We start from the raw sequence: 18,310 nt of genomic DNA, 5'->3' as shown, positions 1-18,310 counted from the left end.
ACTACATTCCTAAAAACACATTCATCACTTCTTCAATCGTTGTAACTTGCAGCAACTTCTCACGTCGAGATTCATCTCTAAGCGAAAGAGTCAGTGTGGATAACAGCTTGAGATAATCAGCTTGAGCGTTATCGGGGCCTCCAATCAAAAATACTAGACGTACTAAAGCTCCATCTATTGCATCCCAAAGAATCCCCTGAGAATGGATACCTATAGCAATAAAAAAATCAGAACAACTATGTAATTTACCGTGAGGGATTGCCACTCCCATGCCAATACCTGTAGACATGATATTTTCACGAGTCACTAAAGCTTGAAAGAAATCTTCTTTATTCTCAAGCAAGCCTGCGGCACCTGCAAGATCTGTAAGGTCTTGCAGAATCTCCTCCCGAGAGTTTTTATTCAAAAACATAATAAGATTGGGGGATAAAAGAGAAAACAAAGAAAAATCAGGTTGACTCTCACAATAGAAAGGCATGTCACTTCTCTCCGGTATGCCCAAAACCTCTACTTCCTCGAGATGTTGTCGTTAATCCTTCTTCTTGATCCACGACTATAAACTTTGCTTGGACTACAGGAGCAACTACAGCTTGAGCAATACGCATCTTAGGCTCGATAATAAAAGTATTCTCTCCAAAATTTGCAAGTATAATACAAATTTCTCCGCGATAATCGGCGTCTATTGTTCCAGGAGAATTAACAACCATAATTCCATATTTCAAAGCCAAACCACTGCGTGGACGCACTTGCACTTCATAACCTTGAGGAATTTGCATTTTTATTCCTGTAGGAATTAATACGCGTTGGCCCGGCAACACAGCAACAGGTTCTTCAATATTAGCTCGAAGATCTGCTCCTGAAGCGCCTTCTGTGGAATATTCTGGAAGATCTACCCCAGATTCTAATTCACAAAATATAGTCATAAAAACAGCGCCGTGGTTACTACGAGTATCGGGTATGATGTTTCATTCACTGTCATCTGTCAATAAAAAAATTTCTTTAAGGGTCTTAGATAGATCCCTAGGTGCTTTGTCTTGGCCGCCAGTGTATTCTTGAGCACAAAAGTAATCAAGTAAACTCTGCAAAGTACTCTTCAATTGTTTCCTCTCAACCACTTTATCAATCATTCCATGTTCGAGAAGAAATTCAGATTTTTGAGCACCCTCAGGAAGATCTTCACCTATAACCTGGGCAACGACTCGAGGACCGGCAAAACAGATAAGAGCTTTAGGTTCTGCAATAATCACATCGCCTAAAGAAGCAAAAGAGGCTGTGACTCCTCCAGATGTAGGATTAGTCAAAACAGAGATGTAAGGTAGACCTGCTTCGTGTAATTTTGCTAAAGCTGCGGAAGTTTTCGCCATCTGCATTAAAGAAAACACAGATTCTTGCATTCTTGCGCCTCCGGAAGCGCAAACAATAATTACGGGAAGCTTTGATACTACAGCCTTCTCTACCAGTCGTGTGAGTTTTTCGCCAACGACAGCACCCATGGATCCCGCCATAAAATTGAAATCCATGACAGCTAAAGCTACAGGATGTTCGCCTATGGCACAAACACCAACAAGCACTCCCTCACTTTCTGTATTATCTTTTCTAGCCTTAGTTAAACGATTTGGATACGTGTCGGTATCAACAAATTTTAACGGATCTTGCGACTTGAGATTTGTATAAAGAGGGCGCCAGGAATCTTTATCAGCTAGCAGTTTTATCCTCTCGGCCGCGGTAATACGGTAATGATAAGAGCATTTGGGACAACAATTAAAATTTTGTCCCAATTCATTCGCATGAATCATCTCGTGACAATACGTGCACTTCAACCAACCGCTAAAACCATCAGCCTTTATCTTTTGCACTTTAATCTTAGGTTTGTCGTAAGAAAATAAACGCACAAGCTACCCAATCCAAACTTTTTAGCAGGAGTAATTTTAAATTAAAGTTATTAACCCTTCAATTAAAAATACTCTTTTAATTAGTTAATTCAGAAAATCTGTTTTCAATATAACCCCAGTTAATTACTCGAGGAATTGCTTTTAAATAATCTAATCTAACATTTTTATACTGGAGATAGTAAGCATGCTCCCAGACATCCACTCCTAGAAGGGGTACCTTACCAGTGGTCGCCTCTAGAGGATCTTGGTTAACTGTTGCATGTAGCATAAGTTCCTGTTTTTGGGGACAAAAAGCTAGCCATGCCCACCCAGATCCTTGAATAGGAGCTGCAAATTCAATAAATTCTTTTAAGAAATTATCGAAAGTTCCCCAAAATTTCTCAATTAGCTTGAGCAATCCGTATTTTGGAGGCACACCTCCATCCCGATCTACTGGAGCCAACATTTCCCAAAATAGGGAATGATTGATATGCCCACCGCCATTAAAACGTATGGCAGGCTCTAAAGAAATAAGACGTGTCAGATCTTGTTGAGCACCGGCAACATCTAATTTTTTCAAAGCATCATTTAAATTATTTATATAACCTTGATGATGCTTTTGATGATGTAAGCGCATAATTTCTGCACTAATCACTGGTTCTAGAGCATCATAATCATAGGGTAATTCAGGTAAAGTATAGGGTACAAAGGTCATAAAGGAAGTCCTTCATATCTGTCTTGAATTCATCAAGAACACGGTTTGGAGATATTCTATTTCATAACGGGCAAATTTCAACTCGGATCTCGGTATCAAAAAGAGACGGAATGAGAACAAAAATCCAGCCACCTTTCTGCATTGCCAGTGTAGATGCGCCGAAGATATTACTACAAGGGGATTTTCATTTTATTATTCGGCCTGTAACGAAGAAAACTTCTCTTTAAATTGGGAAATAAAATTTTCTAATTTTTTCTGACTTTCTTGTTCTCTTTGGATTTGTTCTTGTTTCTTTTCTGCTACCACATCATAACGATTTACAAGCTCAAAATATAATTTTATTTTAGGCTCTGTACCTGAAGGACGCACTATAATCTTACCCCCACTATTATAGTAGTAACACAACATGAACATCTTCGGAAGATAGAGTTTATAAGTAGTCCCCGAGGTCGTATTAATTCCTATACCCTGATGATAATTTTCAAATGTTACCACGCTATCCCCTACTAAGGACATAGTAGAAGGATCAAGAGCTGCTAACTTCTCTATTTGCGATTTCATGAAACTTTCTTTATCTGGTTCAAAAGATAAGGAAACTGTTTTATTCATAAAATATCCATGAGTCTCATATAAATCTAAAATAGCCTCTCGAAGAGTTTTCCCCTGAAGTTTTTTCTGCAAAGCAGCCTCTGTGATTAATGCTGATGTACTAATAGCATCTTTATCTTCTACATGTGTGCCGTAGAGATAGCCGTAGGATTCTTCAGCGCCAAACACATACCTTTCTAGTTGATTTCTCCAATCTTCTATTTTCTCTCCAATATACTTAAATCCGGTCCCTACATTCACAATATCGCCACCATAAAACTTTGTGATTGCCGATAGCATTTCTGTAGTTACTAAGCTTTTAACCACCTTGTCTTCTTTACCCAAAGGAGAGTGAGCTGACCAAGCATGCAAAATATGATCGGCAAGCAAACAGGCGATTTGATTTCCATTAAATATATAGGGGCGGTTCTCATCCAAGCATACAACTCCCAAACGGTCTGCATCAGGGTCTGTAGCTATAAAAATATCATCCTGATTCTTTATCATTTGCTCAATTCCCAAAGTTAGCGCTTCAGAATCTTCAGGATTAGGCAAATCTACCGTAGGAAAACTTCCATCAGGAAGCGCTTGTTTCTCAACAAGCTTAACCATAGGAAAATTCCAATCTTTTAAAACTCGAGGAATCATAGTAACTCCAGTTCCATGGAGTGGGGAATAGCTTACGTGAATTGCCGGTCCTGAAAGACGATTATCTTCAGGATATAGCTGTAATTGGTGTACGGTTTCGGTGTATAAAGCCTCATATTCTTCTCCCACAAAATGAATATAGGGATCTTCTAAAGAATCAACGAATAAAACTTCTTCAACATCTGCTGATGCTCGAATAATCTCCTGATCTAAAGGAGGTAATACTTGCCCTCCTGAAGCCATATAGACCTTGTAGCCATTATAATCTGGAGGATTATGAGAAGCAGTAATCATCACTCCTGCTAAAGCCTGTTGAGATCTTACGGTAAAAGAAACCAAGGCTAGAGGTTCAGGATCCTCAAATATAAGCGCATGAATTTTATTACCCGCGAGAACTTTCGCAGTTTCCTGAGCGAAATCAAAGGAATGATGCCGCGTATCATAACCGATGACTACGCGAATAGAATCCCCTGGATGAGGGTTATGTTTTTTTAATACTTGTGCCAAACCTTGAGTAGCACGTCGCAATGTGAAGATATTAATTCTATTGGTGCCCAATCCCATAGGACTACGCAATCCTCCAGTACCAAAGACAAGAGTTTTCCCAAATAGTTCTTCAAGACGCTGCGGATTGTTTTCTAGAAGCTCAGCTATAGTATCCTCGTCATTTTTACCAAAATCACTAGATAGCCAAGTCAAGATATTCTTTGCTGTTATAGGGTTACAAAGAGTTTCTATTTTCTCCGGAAGATGCTTCATAAAAGTTCCTAAAAACAAATCGCGATCTTATGCATTCATAACATAAAAATAGCTCTAGGCAAACAATTTCGTATATTTATCTAAAAGAGAGAAATGTCTTTAGGAAATAGGAATTCCTGCGGAAGAAAAAGCAAGTAAAAGAGCCGTTTCTCCTTTCTCAGGAAAATAAAGCTCCGTAGGATAGGGTCCAACAAAAAAGACTCCCTGACCTACCTTATCTCCTGATAGAGATAAGAGTAACTGACAATCTTCTTCCCTTTCGCTAATGCTATCTTCAGGGAAAACCCAAAAATCACTGACTAATAATAATCTAGGTCGGTGGACAAGATTAGCAGCAAAAATATCCAAATGTCGCTTTTTAACCAAAGCTGCCACTTCAGGAAGGGTGCGAAAAATATTGTCTCTCCAGCGCGCATCTAGTGTATTTTTGGAGATGGATTCCACGAAGTGTCTTAGTTTTATTTCTAGCGCAAAACACTCGTCCGCAGAGACCAGATCTTCGAATAATATACTACCTTGATTGTGAAAATGGCGCAGGTGTTCTAAATGCAGAACAATCCTCATACTTATCCATTTAAGAGAGTGTAACCAAAAGTACTATAGACTTTAAGCCCTTTTCCGCCTATAAAAAAACTCCGATAACTAATGCGTTATATTTTAATAGGGCAACATTTCATAATTTTATGAATAATCTGATCAACATTAAAGAAGTTGAAGCTAAATTAAATTTTACATTTACTCAACCGAAACTCTTAGTTACTGCTCTCACACATCCTTCTTATAGGAATGAGACTGTGACTATTACCGAAGATAGCGAGCGTTTGGAATTCTTAGGAGACGCCGTGTTATGCTTAATCGTAACCGAACACTTATTCCTATTATTTCCTTCCATGGATGAGGGCACACTGTCCACAGCACGTGCAGCTTTGATAAATGCAGTTTCTTGCTGCCAATATACTGACGCATTAGGATTAGGAGAATACCTACTTATAGGCAAAGGAGAAAGGATTCAAAATGAGCGAGGCAGAACCTCGGCCTATGCCAATTTATTTGAGGCTATTTTAGGAGCTGTCTATCTAGATGGAGGCTTAGCTCCAGCAAGACAAATTACCGTACCTTTGTTGCCCTCAAAAAAGGATATCCTTCCCCTTATGCTTGGAAATCCTAAAAATCGTCTACAACAGCTCACGCAAAAACAATTGCGTACGTTACCTGTATACCAATGCGCCCCGTGGACATCTCAACAAGGTGCCCCTGGTTACCATATTCGGGTAATAATTAATGATGAAGTGTGGGGTGAAGGATTTGCCTTATCGAAAAAAGAAGCCGAAAAACTAGCAGCTCAAGAAGCTTTGGATGCCCATGACTACGAAGATAAAAACACAATGGACTTGTAATGAATGCGGAACCAATACACCAAAATGGTTAGGTCAATGTCCAGGATGCCTACAATGGAATACATTTATTGAAGAAATCACCTCCCCTTCTCAAAATGGAAGACGTTTTCGATCGCAAGCAACTGCAGTATCTTTGAATACTGTAGAGCTTCGCGAGGAAGAACGTTTATGCATAGGAGAACCGGGCTGGGATCGGATTCTAGGTGGTGGCGCTGTTCGTGGTAGTCTTACTCTATTAGGTGGCGATCCGGGAATTGGAAAATCTACCTTACTTTTACAAACATCAGCAAAATTTGCTAATCGAGGTCTTAAAGTCCTCTATGTCTGTGGAGAGGAATCTGTAACGCAAACCTCTTTAAGAGCACGACGTTTAAAAATTTCCAATGCAAACATCTATCTATTTCCCGAAACAAATCTCGATGATATTAAACAACAAGTAGCAACACTCAACCCTGATATCTTAATCGTCGACTCTATCCAGATCATATTTAATCCTGCATTGCATTCTTCTCCAGGATCTGTAGCTCAAGTACGAGAAGTGACTTCTGAACTGATGCATATTGCTAAACAATCACAGATCACAACTTTTATTATAGGTCATGTAACAAAATCTGGAGAAATTGCTGGTCCTAAAGTACTAGAACACCTTGTAGACACCGTTTTATACTTTGAAGGTAATTCACACGCCAATTATCGTATGATACGCTCTGTGAAAAATCGTTTTGGCCCTACGAATGAATTGCTTATTTTATCTATGGATGCTGACGGATTAAAAGAAGTTACCAATCCTTCTGGTCTCTTTTTACAAGAAAAAATTACAGAAACCACGGGTTCCGTAATTATTCCTATTATCGAAGGATCTGAAACTCTTCTTATCGAAATGCAAGCTTTGGCATCATCTTCTCCATTTGCAAATCCGATTAGAAAAACCTCAGGATTTGATCAGAATCGATTTTTACTACTCTTAGCTGTTCTAGAAAAGCGCGCTCAAATAAAATTCCATACTGCTGATGTTTTTCTATCCATCGCTGGGGGGCTAAAAATTACAGAGCCCGCTGCAGATTTAGGAGCAGGACTCGCAGTAGTGTCATCGCTGTATAATCGCCTTTCTCCTCAAAACTATACGTTTACTGGAGAAATAGGTCTGGGGGGTGAAATTCGTCACGTCACTCATTTAGAAAGACGTCTTAAAGAAAGTAAGCTCATGGGTTTTAAAGGCGCGGTCATTCCGGAAGGACAAATTTCGGGATTATCTTCTGAAATTAAAGATCATTTAGATATTCGAGGGGTGAAAACTATAAAAGATGCTATACGATTGCTACACTGATCCTTTTCTTTCTGATTTTTGCGTGGGACGACGTCCTTTACGCATAGCTTCTCGAAGATCTACCTTAGCACAAGCTCAAGTACACGAATGTGTTCGTCTTCTTCATTCGTGGTTTCCTAAACTTTGGATTCAGATACACACAGCAAATACTCGTGGAGATAAAGACAAAATCACTCCTCTACGTCTTGTAGAAAATTCACAATTTTTCACAGATGCTGTGGATAAGCTTGTCCTTCGAGGCAACTGCCATCTTGCCGTGCATTCCGCTAAAGACCTACCCGATCCATCGACAACCTCCGTTGTAGCAATAACGAAAGGTTTAGACTCTTCGGACCTTTTAGTGTATGGCGAACGTTACCTTTGGAAACGCTTTCCTAAAAACCCTAGACTCGGGAGCTCTTCTTTGCGTCGGGGAGAAATGCTAAAAACCTTATTTCCTAAAGGACAGATTCTGGATATTCGAGGTACAATAGAAGAGAGACTTGAGCAACTAGAAAGTGGAAAATATGACGCTATTGTTGTTGCCAAAGCGGCTGTTATTAGGTTACACTTAAAATTACCTTATACCAAAGTACTTCCTCCCCCTTACCACCCTCTTCAAGGGCGTCTAAGCATTACTGCGGCAAAAAATATCGAAGCTTGGAAAAAACTTTTACTCCCATTAAACACATCGAATATGGCTCAAGATAAACTCTTAATCTCTATTTAATCTAAAAATATAGCTTAAAACTATATCTAAAGCAGACTGTGATAAACGTTATCGGAATATCCCAATGAAAATAGCGTTAATAAGTAATTAAAATAAACAATGTTGCAATCATAAATCATAAAATTCATGAGGCAATATGATGTTTACCTCGTACGTTACCCTGCCTACTCATATACACACTACAAACAGGAATACTTTGATACCGGTTCCTACAACAAAAATCACTGTGTGTAAAACAGCATATTTTCCTGAAATTAGCATGCGCTTCCTAGTCTTTCCAATTTCAGGACTCATTTTTACAATTTTCCTAATCTATCGTAGATTCACGGTAATGCGTACTGCTTATTCAATTTTAAATTACACACCCAATAAAAGCTGCGCTGATAAACTTTGCTCTCGTTTACATCCTAAATACCATATTCCTCTAATTGCATTTGGAATCTTAGGAGGTATAGGGCTGCTAACTCCCTTTCTTATTATCGGAGCTATTCTATGTTTGATTTTAAAAATTTTGAAAAAACTCTATCTTTTTATTTGAATTTACGCTAAAATACTTGCGCTTATTTTTTCTTTATTGAGAATAGGTGAAAAAAATTTTGAAAATAACATATCTGCTCTCTAATAAAAAGAAAAACTTTAGAGAAAGCCTTATCCCCTAATTAAATTCAAAGAAGGTAGTTCCCTTATGCCTCTTATTAGCACAATTATTCCAGCACACGTACATACCAATGAAGATGGTTATACATCGGATATAGAAGCATCTTCTGTATTACATGCTCCAAGATATCTAATGGATCCAGATACCAAATTACATCGGGTTCAGAAGCTTGTTTCCTGTATTCCAATTATAGGTTTATTGATTGCGGGTCGTCTCCTATATCAAAAATCTTTGATGAAAAAGGAATACGCGAAATTAAACTATATTCCCAGCCAAAAATGCACAAATATAACCTGTTCTAGGCTGGATCCAAGTCATTTAAATCTTGCTATCAGTATCTCTATTTTTGGTGGATTGGGTCTCTTATTCCCAATCATGATTCTTGTGGGATCCGTTTTACTAATCATGAATCTCTATTCAAAAATTGCCTCACACTGCCGAGGCTCTCAATCCTACTAATTATTATAAAATCCATTCTATGATAGCCGTTGGGCATTTTAATAAAAAATGCCCTCAATCTAGTGAATTTGAGTTTTAGATAGAGCATTTGAATTAAAATATTGTTAATAAAAGAAATATCATCTTATTAAACTATTTTTTATATTCTTTTGTTAATATACCTTAACCATTTATTAAATCGCCTCTCGAAACAACAAGGCTAACTGTATCAAAATTTCTTATCTTCAATAAAAGCCATAGAACTAATTTACAAATGGAAATAAAATAGTTTCATTTAGTTAAAATTATCGTTCTCATTGAAATATAATTCACTACGACTTCTTCTAAATTTTTAAATTAAATAAGTAGGGATTTATGGGAATAGTTCAAATTCCTCAACATATGCACGTAAACGAAAACGGTAGCATTTGTCAAACGTCCACTGTCATATTACCCGAGATAATTCATGGTTCTCCCATGGCTCCAGAAGCTATGATGACTAGGCTTCAGCATATTCCTATGGTCTTAATTCCTATTGTAGGGTTGATTTACGCTGGGGTATTCTACCGCAGATATGTGCAGGCTCGAGCTGCTTTCAAAGAAGTAAATGATTTTACCCCAAATACAAAATGCCCCCAATGCCGAGAAACAGCACGGATTATGCGTTTACCCATTATCATTAGTGTTCTGGGTGGTTTAGGATTTATGTTACCTCTACTTATTCTTCTTATCCCCATCCTTTTAATTGTAGGCTTATCAAAAGCTATTTTTGGTATTAGTAAAGGGATAGCGGCGGGAATAAAATACTGCTCAACGAGAAAGCTAGATAATGTGGATACTTAAAATCTATCCGCAAGCTTTTATTAGACACAAGGCTTCAAAGCCATTTCAGGATACTTTGCACGGGAATGCAAAGCGCTATAGAGCGTTTTGACCATAGTCTCACAGATGGTCGTAAGCTCATCCAAAGTTATTGGAGAATCTGCAAATTGTCCGTCATGCATTTTCCCAGATACAATCTTATCTACAAGATCCCGTAAAGCTACCATGCTTGTTCCCTCTAAAGAACGCGCAGCTGCTTCAAACGAATCTGCAATCATGATAATTGTAGATTCTTTAGAGGAAGGTTTTCTTCCTGGATAACGGAAAAGTTCTTCATCTGATGCTCCCGTATTGGGATTATTTTGTAAATGACGATGATAAGGAGAAAGAAGTACTGATGTGCCGTGATGTTCTTCAATAATACGAATAAAAGAGTCAGGAAGACCGGCCTTTCTTGCCAATTCTACTCCTTCAGGAATATGCCGGATAATCATTTTCGCACTCTCTATTGGAGAGAGACTGCTTTTTGATGTTCCTAGCATCTGATGATTTTCAAGGAAGAATCCCGGATTAATTAACTTACCGATATCATGATATTGGGCGACAACACGACAGAAAAGCCCATCAGCATGAATAGCATTAGCTGCGGATTCTGCAAGAATACCCACTAAAACTGAATGCTGGTAAGTTCCAGGAGCCTGTTCGAAGAGTCTCTTTAATAAAGGATAATCAGAGTCTAAATATGCTAATAAATGGTTATGAGTACAGGCACCGAAAGAAGATTCAAATACAGGAATTAATGCTCCAACACCTAAAGCAGTAATTAAGCTATAAATAAAACTTCCTAAACAATCAGCACGGAAAGCTGTTATAGATGCGGCACTGAAGAACAAGCGGAATCCTGTCAAAATTGCTGTAGATACCCACCACAACTTCATACAACACCAAAACAGTGAAGATAGACGCGTTACTCGGTTCAATGTGCATAAAATCCTCCATGAACTTAATAAGTTCATAGCAAGGAACCAACTATTGTTCCAAATATCTGATTCTAAAGTATAGAGAACTCCTAAAAATGTGCATGAAGCTCCTGCAAGAGGAAGGCCTACAAGATGACCTAAGAGAATAGCTGTAAAAGGAAGAATCAGTGGATAGGAAAGATAAATTTCCCAACTTTGTGGACCTAATGCACAAAGAATCTCTGTAATCTTTACTCCGATCAACGATAGAGAAAAGATAGCAATATAGAGCATAAAACGTTTTGGTGACATCAATAACTCAGGACAAAACGTTACCAATGAACGGTAGCCCCAAATTAAAATAATCACCACTAAAAGAAGAACTCCTAAAGCTCCGCGGTAAGAAAATAGTGTTGTTGAGGATACGAGTTGGTGACGTAAGCAGCGAAGGATTTTTGCATCTCTCCCATTAATTCTTTGATATTGCCTTATAATAGAACTGCCCTTCGGAAAATGCTCTAATCGCCGTGTTCCAAGTAAATCTCCTTTAACATAGCCAGATTTCTCCTTATCAACAGCGATAGCTAAAGACTTTTCTTTTAGATTATCTATGATATGCAATCTGCAAGATGCGGGACAATTTTCAGACCTTAAGAAATTATCCACATGTGCAACACATTGATGTATAACTTCCCTAGAATCAGCGCTTACATGGATTCCTAGCAAACGATCTCTTTCTTTCAGGGCCGAGGGACGCAAATGAAGATCTTGAAGACAAGTTTCCGTAGAGTTATCTATAAATCCCACAGAGCCAAGAAAATCTTGAGTTTTTTTTAGCCACCGCCGTGTTTCTTCTTCTTCGGGTTCTTCAAAACACGTGTTTTCAGAAATACGGTAGACCTTTCCAAATACTTCAGGAACTTCGGCAGTCTTACTATAAAATGCATGTACGTTCCAACTTATAGAAAAGTCGATAGGAGAACTCAGAGATACCTGAGCAATATCCCCCTCTTTATATACAGGAATATGAAGAACTCTAAGGTAGATAAAAGAGAATAACGTTAAACCAAAAATAGCCGTAATACCAAAATATAAAAGATACCTTGACCACGGCTGATCTATTTCAGCAGTAGTACTACGGTAAGTTTGCCTACGGTCTTCCATTTGCTTGATCATATGCTCAATACAGGATATATCTATTATTTTTTAGCTATCACACCAAAGAACAAAACACCATTTTTTATTCAAAACTAGCAATTTCATCTTTTTACAAATAAACAATGACGATTTTTCATGGTACTCCATACCTTATCAAAACAACACTATATTCTATCTAATGCACCAATATATTCATTAAAGAGGGACAATTTCCAACCCTTTATACTATAGTGAACATAGAAAAGCTGTCCCTAATTGCAAATTCATTAGTGAGCGCATTTTTGGGACACCTAGTCTAGGAATCCCAGGAAAAATAGTCACCTGAATTAAATAAAAAAACTCCTCGCAAGAATTTTTGAGGCTCAATAAATGACATCTACAACATATCAAGTTTCTTCTAGAAAGTACCGTCCCCAAACATTTTCCGAAATTCTCGGACAAGATGCTGTAGTTACTGTTTTAAAAAATGCCTTACAATTTCAACGTGTAGCGCACGCTTATTTATTTTCAGGAATTCGTGGAACTGGGAAGACAACCTTAGCAAGAATTTTTGCTAAAGCATTGAATTGTATAGAACCAACTTCTAACAACGAACCTTGCAATCACTGTTGTGTTTGCAAAGAAATTTCTTCAGGAACCTCCCTAGATGTTATAGAAATTGACGGTGCTTCCCATAGGGGTATCGAAGATATTCGTCAGATCAATGAAACGGTCCTCTTTACTCCGGCGAAATCGCAATACAAAATCTATATCATCGATGAAGTACATATGCTGACAAAAGAGGCTTTTAATTCTCTATTGAAGACTTTAGAGGAACCTCCTAGTCATGTAAAATTTTTCTTGGCCACTACAGAAAATTATAAAATTCCTGGAACAATTTTAAGCCGTTGTCAAAAAATGCACTTAAAAAGAATTCCCGAGACAATGATTGTAGATAAGTTAGTATCCATATCTCAAGAAAACTCCGTAGAGACTTCTCGGGAAGCTCTTCTTCCTATTGCTAGGGCAGCTCAAGGAAGCCTACGCGATGCGGAGTCTCTTTATGATTATGTCATAGGGCTATTTCCTAAATCCTTATCTCAAGAATCTGTATCTGATGCTTTAGGTGTAGTCTCTCAGGATACTCTGTGCACTTTGGCGGAGTACATCCGGACACAAAAATATGCCGAAGCTTTATTTCCCGTGACTACCGCAATAAATTCTGGAGTAGCGCCAATAACCTTTCTTCATGATCTCACTGTTTTCTATCGCGATGTACTTCTTAATAAAGATCAGATAAATTCCCCTCTATCAGCAACAGCTAGGCAGTATTCTAGCGAATGTTTATTAGAAATTATTGACTTTCTCGGAGAGTCAGCGAAACATCTACAACAAACTATCTTTGAGAAAACATTTTTAGAAACCGTAATTATTCATCTAATTCGGATATGCCAACGTCCTTCTTTAGAAACTCTGTTTTCCCAACTTAAAACATCAACTTTTGATACACCTAGAAATATCTCCCAACAGCAAGAATCTCCTAAACTTGTACAACCTGAAAAGCACTACGAAGAACAAAGTTTCTTATCTCCATCTTCAAAATCTCCGACTCCTAAAGAACCTTCCTATCAAAAAGAGGCTTCCCCTTCTTTAGTAGGATCAGCTACTATAGATACGATTTTACAATTTGCTGTTGTTGAGTTTTCAGGAATTTTAACTAAGGAGTAATCATGGGCAGTGGATATGCTAAAAAGAAAAAGGAAGCAAAAATCATGGAGCAGCAATTCCTAGAAATGGAAGCTTCTCTAGAACAAAAACGCTATGAAGGACAAGCAGGTAATGGACTCGTTTCTGTGGTGATCAATGGCAAATGTGATATTGTTTCTGTCAAAGTACAGCCCACATGCCTTGATCCTGAAGAACCTGAAGTTATTGAAGATCTCTTTCGTTCAGCATTTAAAGAAGCCAAAGAAGCTATGGATAAAGAGATGTCTGTAATGCGCGGAGGAATGCCTTTTTAAGATAGTAGGGCCTGAACTTCTGCACAGGTCCTTGCTCTTAATAATTTCTCGGTATGCTCTACACAATTGCTCAAATTCAAAGAAGCTATTTTTTCTCTTAGTTCTACAATAGCTGGCATAGCAACAGACAATTCCTGAACTCCCAATCCCAAGAAAAATGGTGTTAAAGATAGATTTGCTGCTGCCTCTCCACAAATAGATGTATAAATATCATGCTGCTTAGCATTAGATACTACATGGCGAATCATTCGCATTACCGAGGGATGTAGTGGATTATCCAGGTAATAAGGTAAAACCCTTTCTCTGTTATTTCCTAAGGTGTATTGCATAAGATCGTTGGTACCTATGGAAATAAAATCACATTCTTGAAGAATCTCATCGATCATCAATACAGCTGAGGGAATTTCTATCATACTCCCCCAGACAATGTTTTCTATATTATGATCTTTAGTAAACGAACGGCGTACATTTTCTAATCGACGTTTCACTTCTATAATTTCTATAACATCGGCCGTGCCGGGAATTAATATCTTTAAAGGGCCTAATGCCGAAGCTGCTAAAATAGCTCGAAGCTGATCATCAAGCATTTGCGAGTTCTTCAATAAGTAACGTATTGAACGTTCTTGAATAGGATCTTGACCAGGGCACAGCTTATCCTCTCCGAAATCAAATAGACGTAAAACAGACACACGCTCTGGAAATAAAGCTAAAGATTTATACACCACAGCTTGTTCTTCTTCCGTAGGCAACCTATCTTCAGCAATCGCCAAGAATTCAGAACGAAATAGACCAATAGATGTTTGAGGAAAAAATTCTGAAAGCATACGCAACTCTTCAAGACTAGCAGCATGAGAAGACACTATTGCATGCGGTGATGCTTGTGGGTAGGATTTTATACTGTAAGCTTTGGTTTTTTGCTTATAACAATTCTCAAGAGTCTTTGATTTAGGATTAAAGATAATCTCGCCACGAATACCATCAATAAGCACAAGCTTACCGGAATATTCTTGAATACGTTCCCAGTTTTCATGAGAAAAATTTGCTAAATAGGGAATATTTTTTGCTCTGGAAACAATGGCGGTATGTGACGTCGGAGCACCAACCAAGGAAACGAATCCTCGAATATAAGAGGGGTTAGCACTAGCAACTTCTGACGGATTAAGCTCTTGGGAAAAAACAATGATATTTTGATCTGCATCCCCTAAAGAACTCTTATGTTGACAACATAAATGACCAATCACACGATTAGAAATATCATGAATATCTTGAACACGATCTACAGCTAAAGAGGCTCCTTGTACAGCTGTTAAAGATTCTTCTATTTTTCCCATGACAGAAGAAAATACGTATTCAGCATTCTTACGATCTTTTCTGATAGTATTCACCACCTCTTCAGTCAAAATAGGATCTTTTATTATCTCTAAATGAGCCTGTAGTATTGAGGATATTTCTTGTTGACCTTGTTTTCCTTGAACTTCTTGTTCTAAGGCAACAATATCAGATTTAGAACGATTCAATGCTTTATAGTAACGATGTATTTCATGTTCTACTTCCTCTTGAGGTAAGGTAAGTTCATGAATTTGCAAAGGAGAGGTTCCTAGGAAAAAAGCTTTCCCTATGGCCACCCCAGAAACTAAGGTCATTCCTGGAACTCGCCATTCTTCATTTTGTTCTACAGAAGGCGTGGGCTTGTTCATCTACAACTCTCCAAAACCTGAATCAAAAGCATTCTGCACTTTCTGCAATACTCGATTAGCATCTTTTCCTTTAATACGCACAAAAATCTCTCCATTTTGTGGCGCTCCCAATATGAGTATGCTCATTATACTTTTCGCATTTACCGTTTTCCCTGCATAAGTAAAGCTTGCTTCACAATCTTCACCATCAAACAGCTTAACAATGGCGCCTGCAGGGCGAACGTGTATTCCAGAAGTGTTTTTCACAATACATACACATGTCAGTTCATCAGCATTTTGAGAATCCACACAAACTTCCACATTTTCGACATCTAATACGTATTCTCTACATTCATCCACCATAAACCTCTTCACTATGTAAGTAGTTTTCTAACCACGAAAGGAAGGAAGGATAATGACTTGTAGTTAAATGTAAAAGCTCAATACTTTCTAAACTTCTATGAAGTAAACTATCCTCACTCAAAAATACATTCGGTGAAGGACAATCCCTACGCACTTCGGGATCAAACAGAAAACATTGGTAGGCCAAAGGTTCTTCATAACCATAGAAAGGAAAAATCCCCAAAGACGCACAATTATCTTCAGGAGAGATCTTTTTTAAACGCAACAATAGCTCTCGTAATTTATGTTGCACTTTGGCTAAAAAACGGTAGGAAAAGATTCCCTCATCTTCCCATTTTCCAAATCCATTATGAATCATGAAAAACTTCTGATAATCATTATCTCCTAATCTAGGGAAGCAATGCCCCTCGATCTCTAATAAAGGAGGTTCACCTTGAAAACCACAACGGCCATCGCCAAAAGTATAGAGCATCTTTGTATCATAGGGTTCATTAGCAGAGCGATAAATATAAACATCTAGACTATCTAATAGAGAAAAAAAACGACAAATACCTGGAAATTGATTATCATTAATTCCCAAAACAGTAAGCCAATACTCTTGGCAAAAATCTAACCTATCCTTTTTTGATAGTCCCATCAGCTCGTACCAGCCTCGGGGCAAACGAGGAGCTTTCTTGGAAATCTCTGCCCAAGACATTTCTTCACGTAATTGCTCTATAGAATACACTTCAAGAGTGGGAAAAGAATGAACCGATGTTAAAACGTTTTGAAACTTTTTCATCCTCTGTCCTTATTCAAACTTTTTATTCCCTATGGATACAGCTAATTCATTCTTGTCGATACTTTCAACAACAACATCCTCTATTAATCTGCGCTCTCTATTGGCTAACAGGAACTGTAGCACGTCCTCATCCTTTATGCGGGACATTCCTACTCCTAGCTCTTTCTCTTTTTATTCCCAAACAACAACGTAAACACCAACTCTTTATGGGAATTTGCTGGATTATACCCCTAATAACTCTATCAGGATCTTCTTCTATTCATAAAGGGCAATCATCGGGAAGCTTTATCATTAAATCTGGAAAAGAAAATAGATATTTTGGAGAAGCTGTTCACCTACAATATTCCTGCGGACAAAAATACCGTCATGTTCCTTGTATTATTCTTATAGATGCATATTTAGAACTAAATAAAAAATACTACATCGAAGGAATGACGTTAGATCATACATCTCAAATTGTTTTTAAGTCTAATGGTTGCTATGAAGAAATACAGCCAAGAAAAATAACATGTATTCAACATAAATTACGAGAATCATGTCGTAAACGCATTTTACATTTATTTTCTTCTGGAGAATCAGGACAATTCGCCTCTAGCCTTCTTCTTGGCACTCCCTTACCAAAACATCTAAAAGAAATTTTCAAAAATAAAGGACTAGCTCATTTATTCGCTATTTCTGGATGGCATTTTTCCTTATTTGCCTCCGCTCTGTTTTTTCTTTTCGGTATATTCCCATCAAAAATAAAATATTTACTTACTTTCATTGGACTTTCCGGACTAACTCTTCTGTTCCCCTGGTCTCCTTCGGTATGGAGAGCATGGATTTCCCTAGCGCTAATTTGTTTTTCTCCGTTTTCTTCAGGACACTGCTCTAGTCTGAATCGTTTAGGGATCGGATGTATCTTGTGTTCTTTAGTATTCTCTCCCCTATCTCCGGCTTTTGCTCTAAGTTTTTTAGCTACTTTGGGCATTTTACTTTTCTTCCCTCATCTATTTCGTTTTTTCTATACACCCTGGAAAGAAATAGCTCCTGAGTATTTACTTCCCTTTATTCGCTATTTCTGGGGAGCTCTATCTATAGCGCTAGCCTCGCAGATCTTTCTCTTTTTCCCTACGGTGAACTTCTTTGGACATTTTCCTTTGGATGGTCTAATCTACAATCTATTTTTCCCCTTACTTATCCTCCCAATTTTCTCTCTAATTCTTTTATCTTTGATTCTTCCGTTTATAGCCCCTGCAACAAAAATTTGTATTTCCTGGATCATCTCACACCCGCTTCTTCATAGTCATAGTTTTCTGACATCCCTATCCCCCGCTCCTATGTCTCCGGAAAAACTTACCCTAATGCTCATTCTTCTGTTTTTTCTCGGTATTAGGCTAGAAAAAACAAAAACAGTGGGGAATTTCTCCTTAATCAACTCTATTTCTGAACTATAGAAAAA

Annotated in this window: 19 protein-coding genes; 9 read left to right on the top strand and 10 right to left on the bottom strand. The window is 37.9% G+C overall.

What is annotated here, in order from left to right; translation table 11 throughout:
* Nucleotide 1: 1 nt before the first annotated feature.
* From C10C_RS01780 to C10C_RS01755, 6 genes are all read right to left on the bottom strand, one after another.
* A complete protein-coding gene (locus C10C_RS01780) occupies nucleotides 2-478 on the bottom strand; it encodes a PTS sugar transporter subunit IIA (RefSeq protein WP_117274147.1) in 477 nt (158 codons plus the stop codon).
* A gap of 1 nt (nucleotide 479) precedes the next feature.
* Nucleotides 480-923 (bottom strand): dUTP diphosphatase, encoded by a 444-nt coding sequence (gene dut, locus C10C_RS01775; RefSeq protein ID WP_117274146.1) that lies wholly within the window; start codon nucleotides 921-923, stop codon nucleotides 480-482.
* A 42-nt stretch (nucleotides 924-965) separates the two neighbouring features.
* Nucleotides 966-1,892, bottom strand: coding sequence for an acetyl-CoA carboxylase, carboxyltransferase subunit beta (gene accD, locus C10C_RS01770; protein WP_117274145.1), 927 nt, complete (start codon nucleotides 1,890-1,892; stop codon nucleotides 966-968).
* Between the two features lie 76 nt (nucleotides 1,893-1,968).
* On the bottom strand, nucleotides 1,969-2,586 hold the full coding sequence (locus C10C_RS01765) for a superoxide dismutase (protein ID WP_117274144.1): 618 nt from the start codon (nucleotides 2,584-2,586) through the stop codon (nucleotides 1,969-1,971).
* Between the two features lie 192 nt (nucleotides 2,587-2,778).
* Nucleotides 2,779-4,581: a phospho-sugar mutase gene (locus C10C_RS01760; RefSeq protein WP_117274143.1), complete on the bottom strand. Its 1,803-nt coding sequence runs from the start codon at nucleotides 4,579-4,581 to the stop codon at nucleotides 2,779-2,781.
* A 99-nt stretch (nucleotides 4,582-4,680) separates the two neighbouring features.
* Entirely contained in the window at nucleotides 4,681-5,145 is a 465-nt protein-coding gene (locus C10C_RS01755; protein WP_117274142.1) for a DUF5070 domain-containing protein, read from the bottom strand.
* Between the two features lie 119 nt (nucleotides 5,146-5,264).
* Here C10C_RS01755 and rnc point away from each other — a divergent pair, with 119 nt between their 5' ends.
* From rnc to C10C_RS01725, 6 genes are all read left to right on the top strand, one after another.
* On the top strand, nucleotides 5,265-5,978 hold the full coding sequence (gene rnc / locus C10C_RS01750; RefSeq protein ID WP_117274141.1) for a ribonuclease III: 714 nt from the start codon (nucleotides 5,265-5,267) through the stop codon (nucleotides 5,976-5,978).
* Complete coding sequence (radA, locus tag C10C_RS01745) at nucleotides 5,944-7,305, top strand: DNA repair protein RadA (protein WP_117274140.1); 1,362 nt, start codon at nucleotides 5,944-5,946, stop codon at nucleotides 7,303-7,305. The genes rnc and radA overlap by 35 nt, the downstream gene beginning before the upstream one ends.
* Complete coding sequence (locus C10C_RS01740) at nucleotides 7,283-8,014, top strand: hydroxymethylbilane synthase (protein ID WP_117274139.1); 732 nt, start codon at nucleotides 7,283-7,285, stop codon at nucleotides 8,012-8,014. The genes radA and C10C_RS01740 overlap by 23 nt, the downstream gene beginning before the upstream one ends.
* Before the next feature lie 136 nt (nucleotides 8,015-8,150).
* Nucleotides 8,151-8,552 (top strand): hypothetical protein, encoded by a 402-nt coding sequence (locus tag C10C_RS01735; RefSeq protein WP_117274138.1) that lies wholly within the window; start codon nucleotides 8,151-8,153, stop codon nucleotides 8,550-8,552.
* 147 nt (nucleotides 8,553-8,699) lie between these two features.
* The gene (locus tag C10C_RS01730; protein WP_117274137.1) at nucleotides 8,700-9,131 is read left to right on the top strand and encodes a hypothetical protein; all 432 of its coding nucleotides are present in this window, start codon (nucleotides 8,700-8,702) and stop codon (nucleotides 9,129-9,131) included.
* A 354-nt stretch (nucleotides 9,132-9,485) separates the two neighbouring features.
* Nucleotides 9,486-9,953 carry a hypothetical protein gene (locus C10C_RS01725; RefSeq protein WP_117274136.1) on the top strand — a complete coding sequence of 156 codons (468 nt, stop codon included), beginning with the start codon at nucleotides 9,486-9,488 and terminating at the stop codon, nucleotides 9,951-9,953.
* 20 nt (nucleotides 9,954-9,973) lie between these two features.
* Here C10C_RS01725 and C10C_RS01720 read toward each other — a convergent pair whose 3' ends face one another.
* Entirely contained in the window at nucleotides 9,974-12,067 is a 2,094-nt protein-coding gene (locus tag C10C_RS01720; RefSeq protein ID WP_117274135.1) for an HDIG domain-containing metalloprotein, read from the bottom strand.
* A 351-nt stretch (nucleotides 12,068-12,418) separates the two neighbouring features.
* Between C10C_RS01720 and dnaX the strand changes: the two genes are divergently transcribed.
* Both dnaX and C10C_RS01710 read left to right on the top strand, forming a co-directional pair.
* On the top strand, nucleotides 12,419-13,756 hold the full coding sequence (dnaX, locus tag C10C_RS01715; protein ID WP_117274134.1) for a DNA polymerase III subunit gamma/tau: 1,338 nt from the start codon (nucleotides 12,419-12,421) through the stop codon (nucleotides 13,754-13,756).
* Between the two features lie 2 nt (nucleotides 13,757-13,758).
* A complete protein-coding gene (locus tag C10C_RS01710) occupies nucleotides 13,759-14,049 on the top strand; it encodes a YbaB/EbfC family nucleoid-associated protein (RefSeq protein WP_117274133.1) in 291 nt (96 codons plus the stop codon).
* Here C10C_RS01710 and ptsP read toward each other — a convergent pair.
* Genes ptsP through C10C_RS01695 form a run of 3 tightly spaced genes read right to left on the bottom strand, consistent with a single transcriptional unit; the run spans nucleotide 14,046 to nucleotide 16,869 of the window.
* Nucleotides 14,046-15,746, bottom strand: a complete 1,701-nt coding sequence (gene ptsP / locus C10C_RS01705) for a phosphoenolpyruvate--protein phosphotransferase (protein WP_117274132.1) — start codon at nucleotides 15,744-15,746, stop codon at nucleotides 14,046-14,048. The genes C10C_RS01710 and ptsP overlap by 4 nt on opposite strands.
* A complete protein-coding gene (locus C10C_RS01700) occupies nucleotides 15,747-16,085 on the bottom strand; it encodes an HPr family phosphocarrier protein (RefSeq protein ID WP_117274760.1) in 339 nt (112 codons plus the stop codon). It abuts the gene before it with no gap.
* Nucleotides 16,078-16,869 (bottom strand): hypothetical protein, encoded by a 792-nt coding sequence (locus tag C10C_RS01695; protein WP_117274131.1) that lies wholly within the window; start codon nucleotides 16,867-16,869, stop codon nucleotides 16,078-16,080. The genes C10C_RS01700 and C10C_RS01695 overlap by 8 nt, the downstream gene beginning before the upstream one ends.
* On the opposite strand from C10C_RS01695, the gene C10C_RS01690 reads away from it, so the two are divergent.
* The gene (locus C10C_RS01690) at nucleotides 16,842-18,305 is read left to right on the top strand and encodes a ComEC/Rec2 family competence protein (protein ID WP_117274130.1); all 1,464 of its coding nucleotides are present in this window, start codon (nucleotides 16,842-16,844) and stop codon (nucleotides 18,303-18,305) included. The genes C10C_RS01695 and C10C_RS01690 overlap by 28 nt on opposite strands.
* Nucleotides 18,306-18,310 lie beyond the last annotated feature (5 nt).

Source organism: Chlamydia poikilotherma, assembly GCF_900239975.1.
GTDB lineage: Bacteria > Chlamydiota > Chlamydiia > Chlamydiales > Chlamydiaceae > Chlamydia > Chlamydia poikilotherma.
This window is presented reverse-complemented; position numbering and strand designations above follow the sequence as displayed.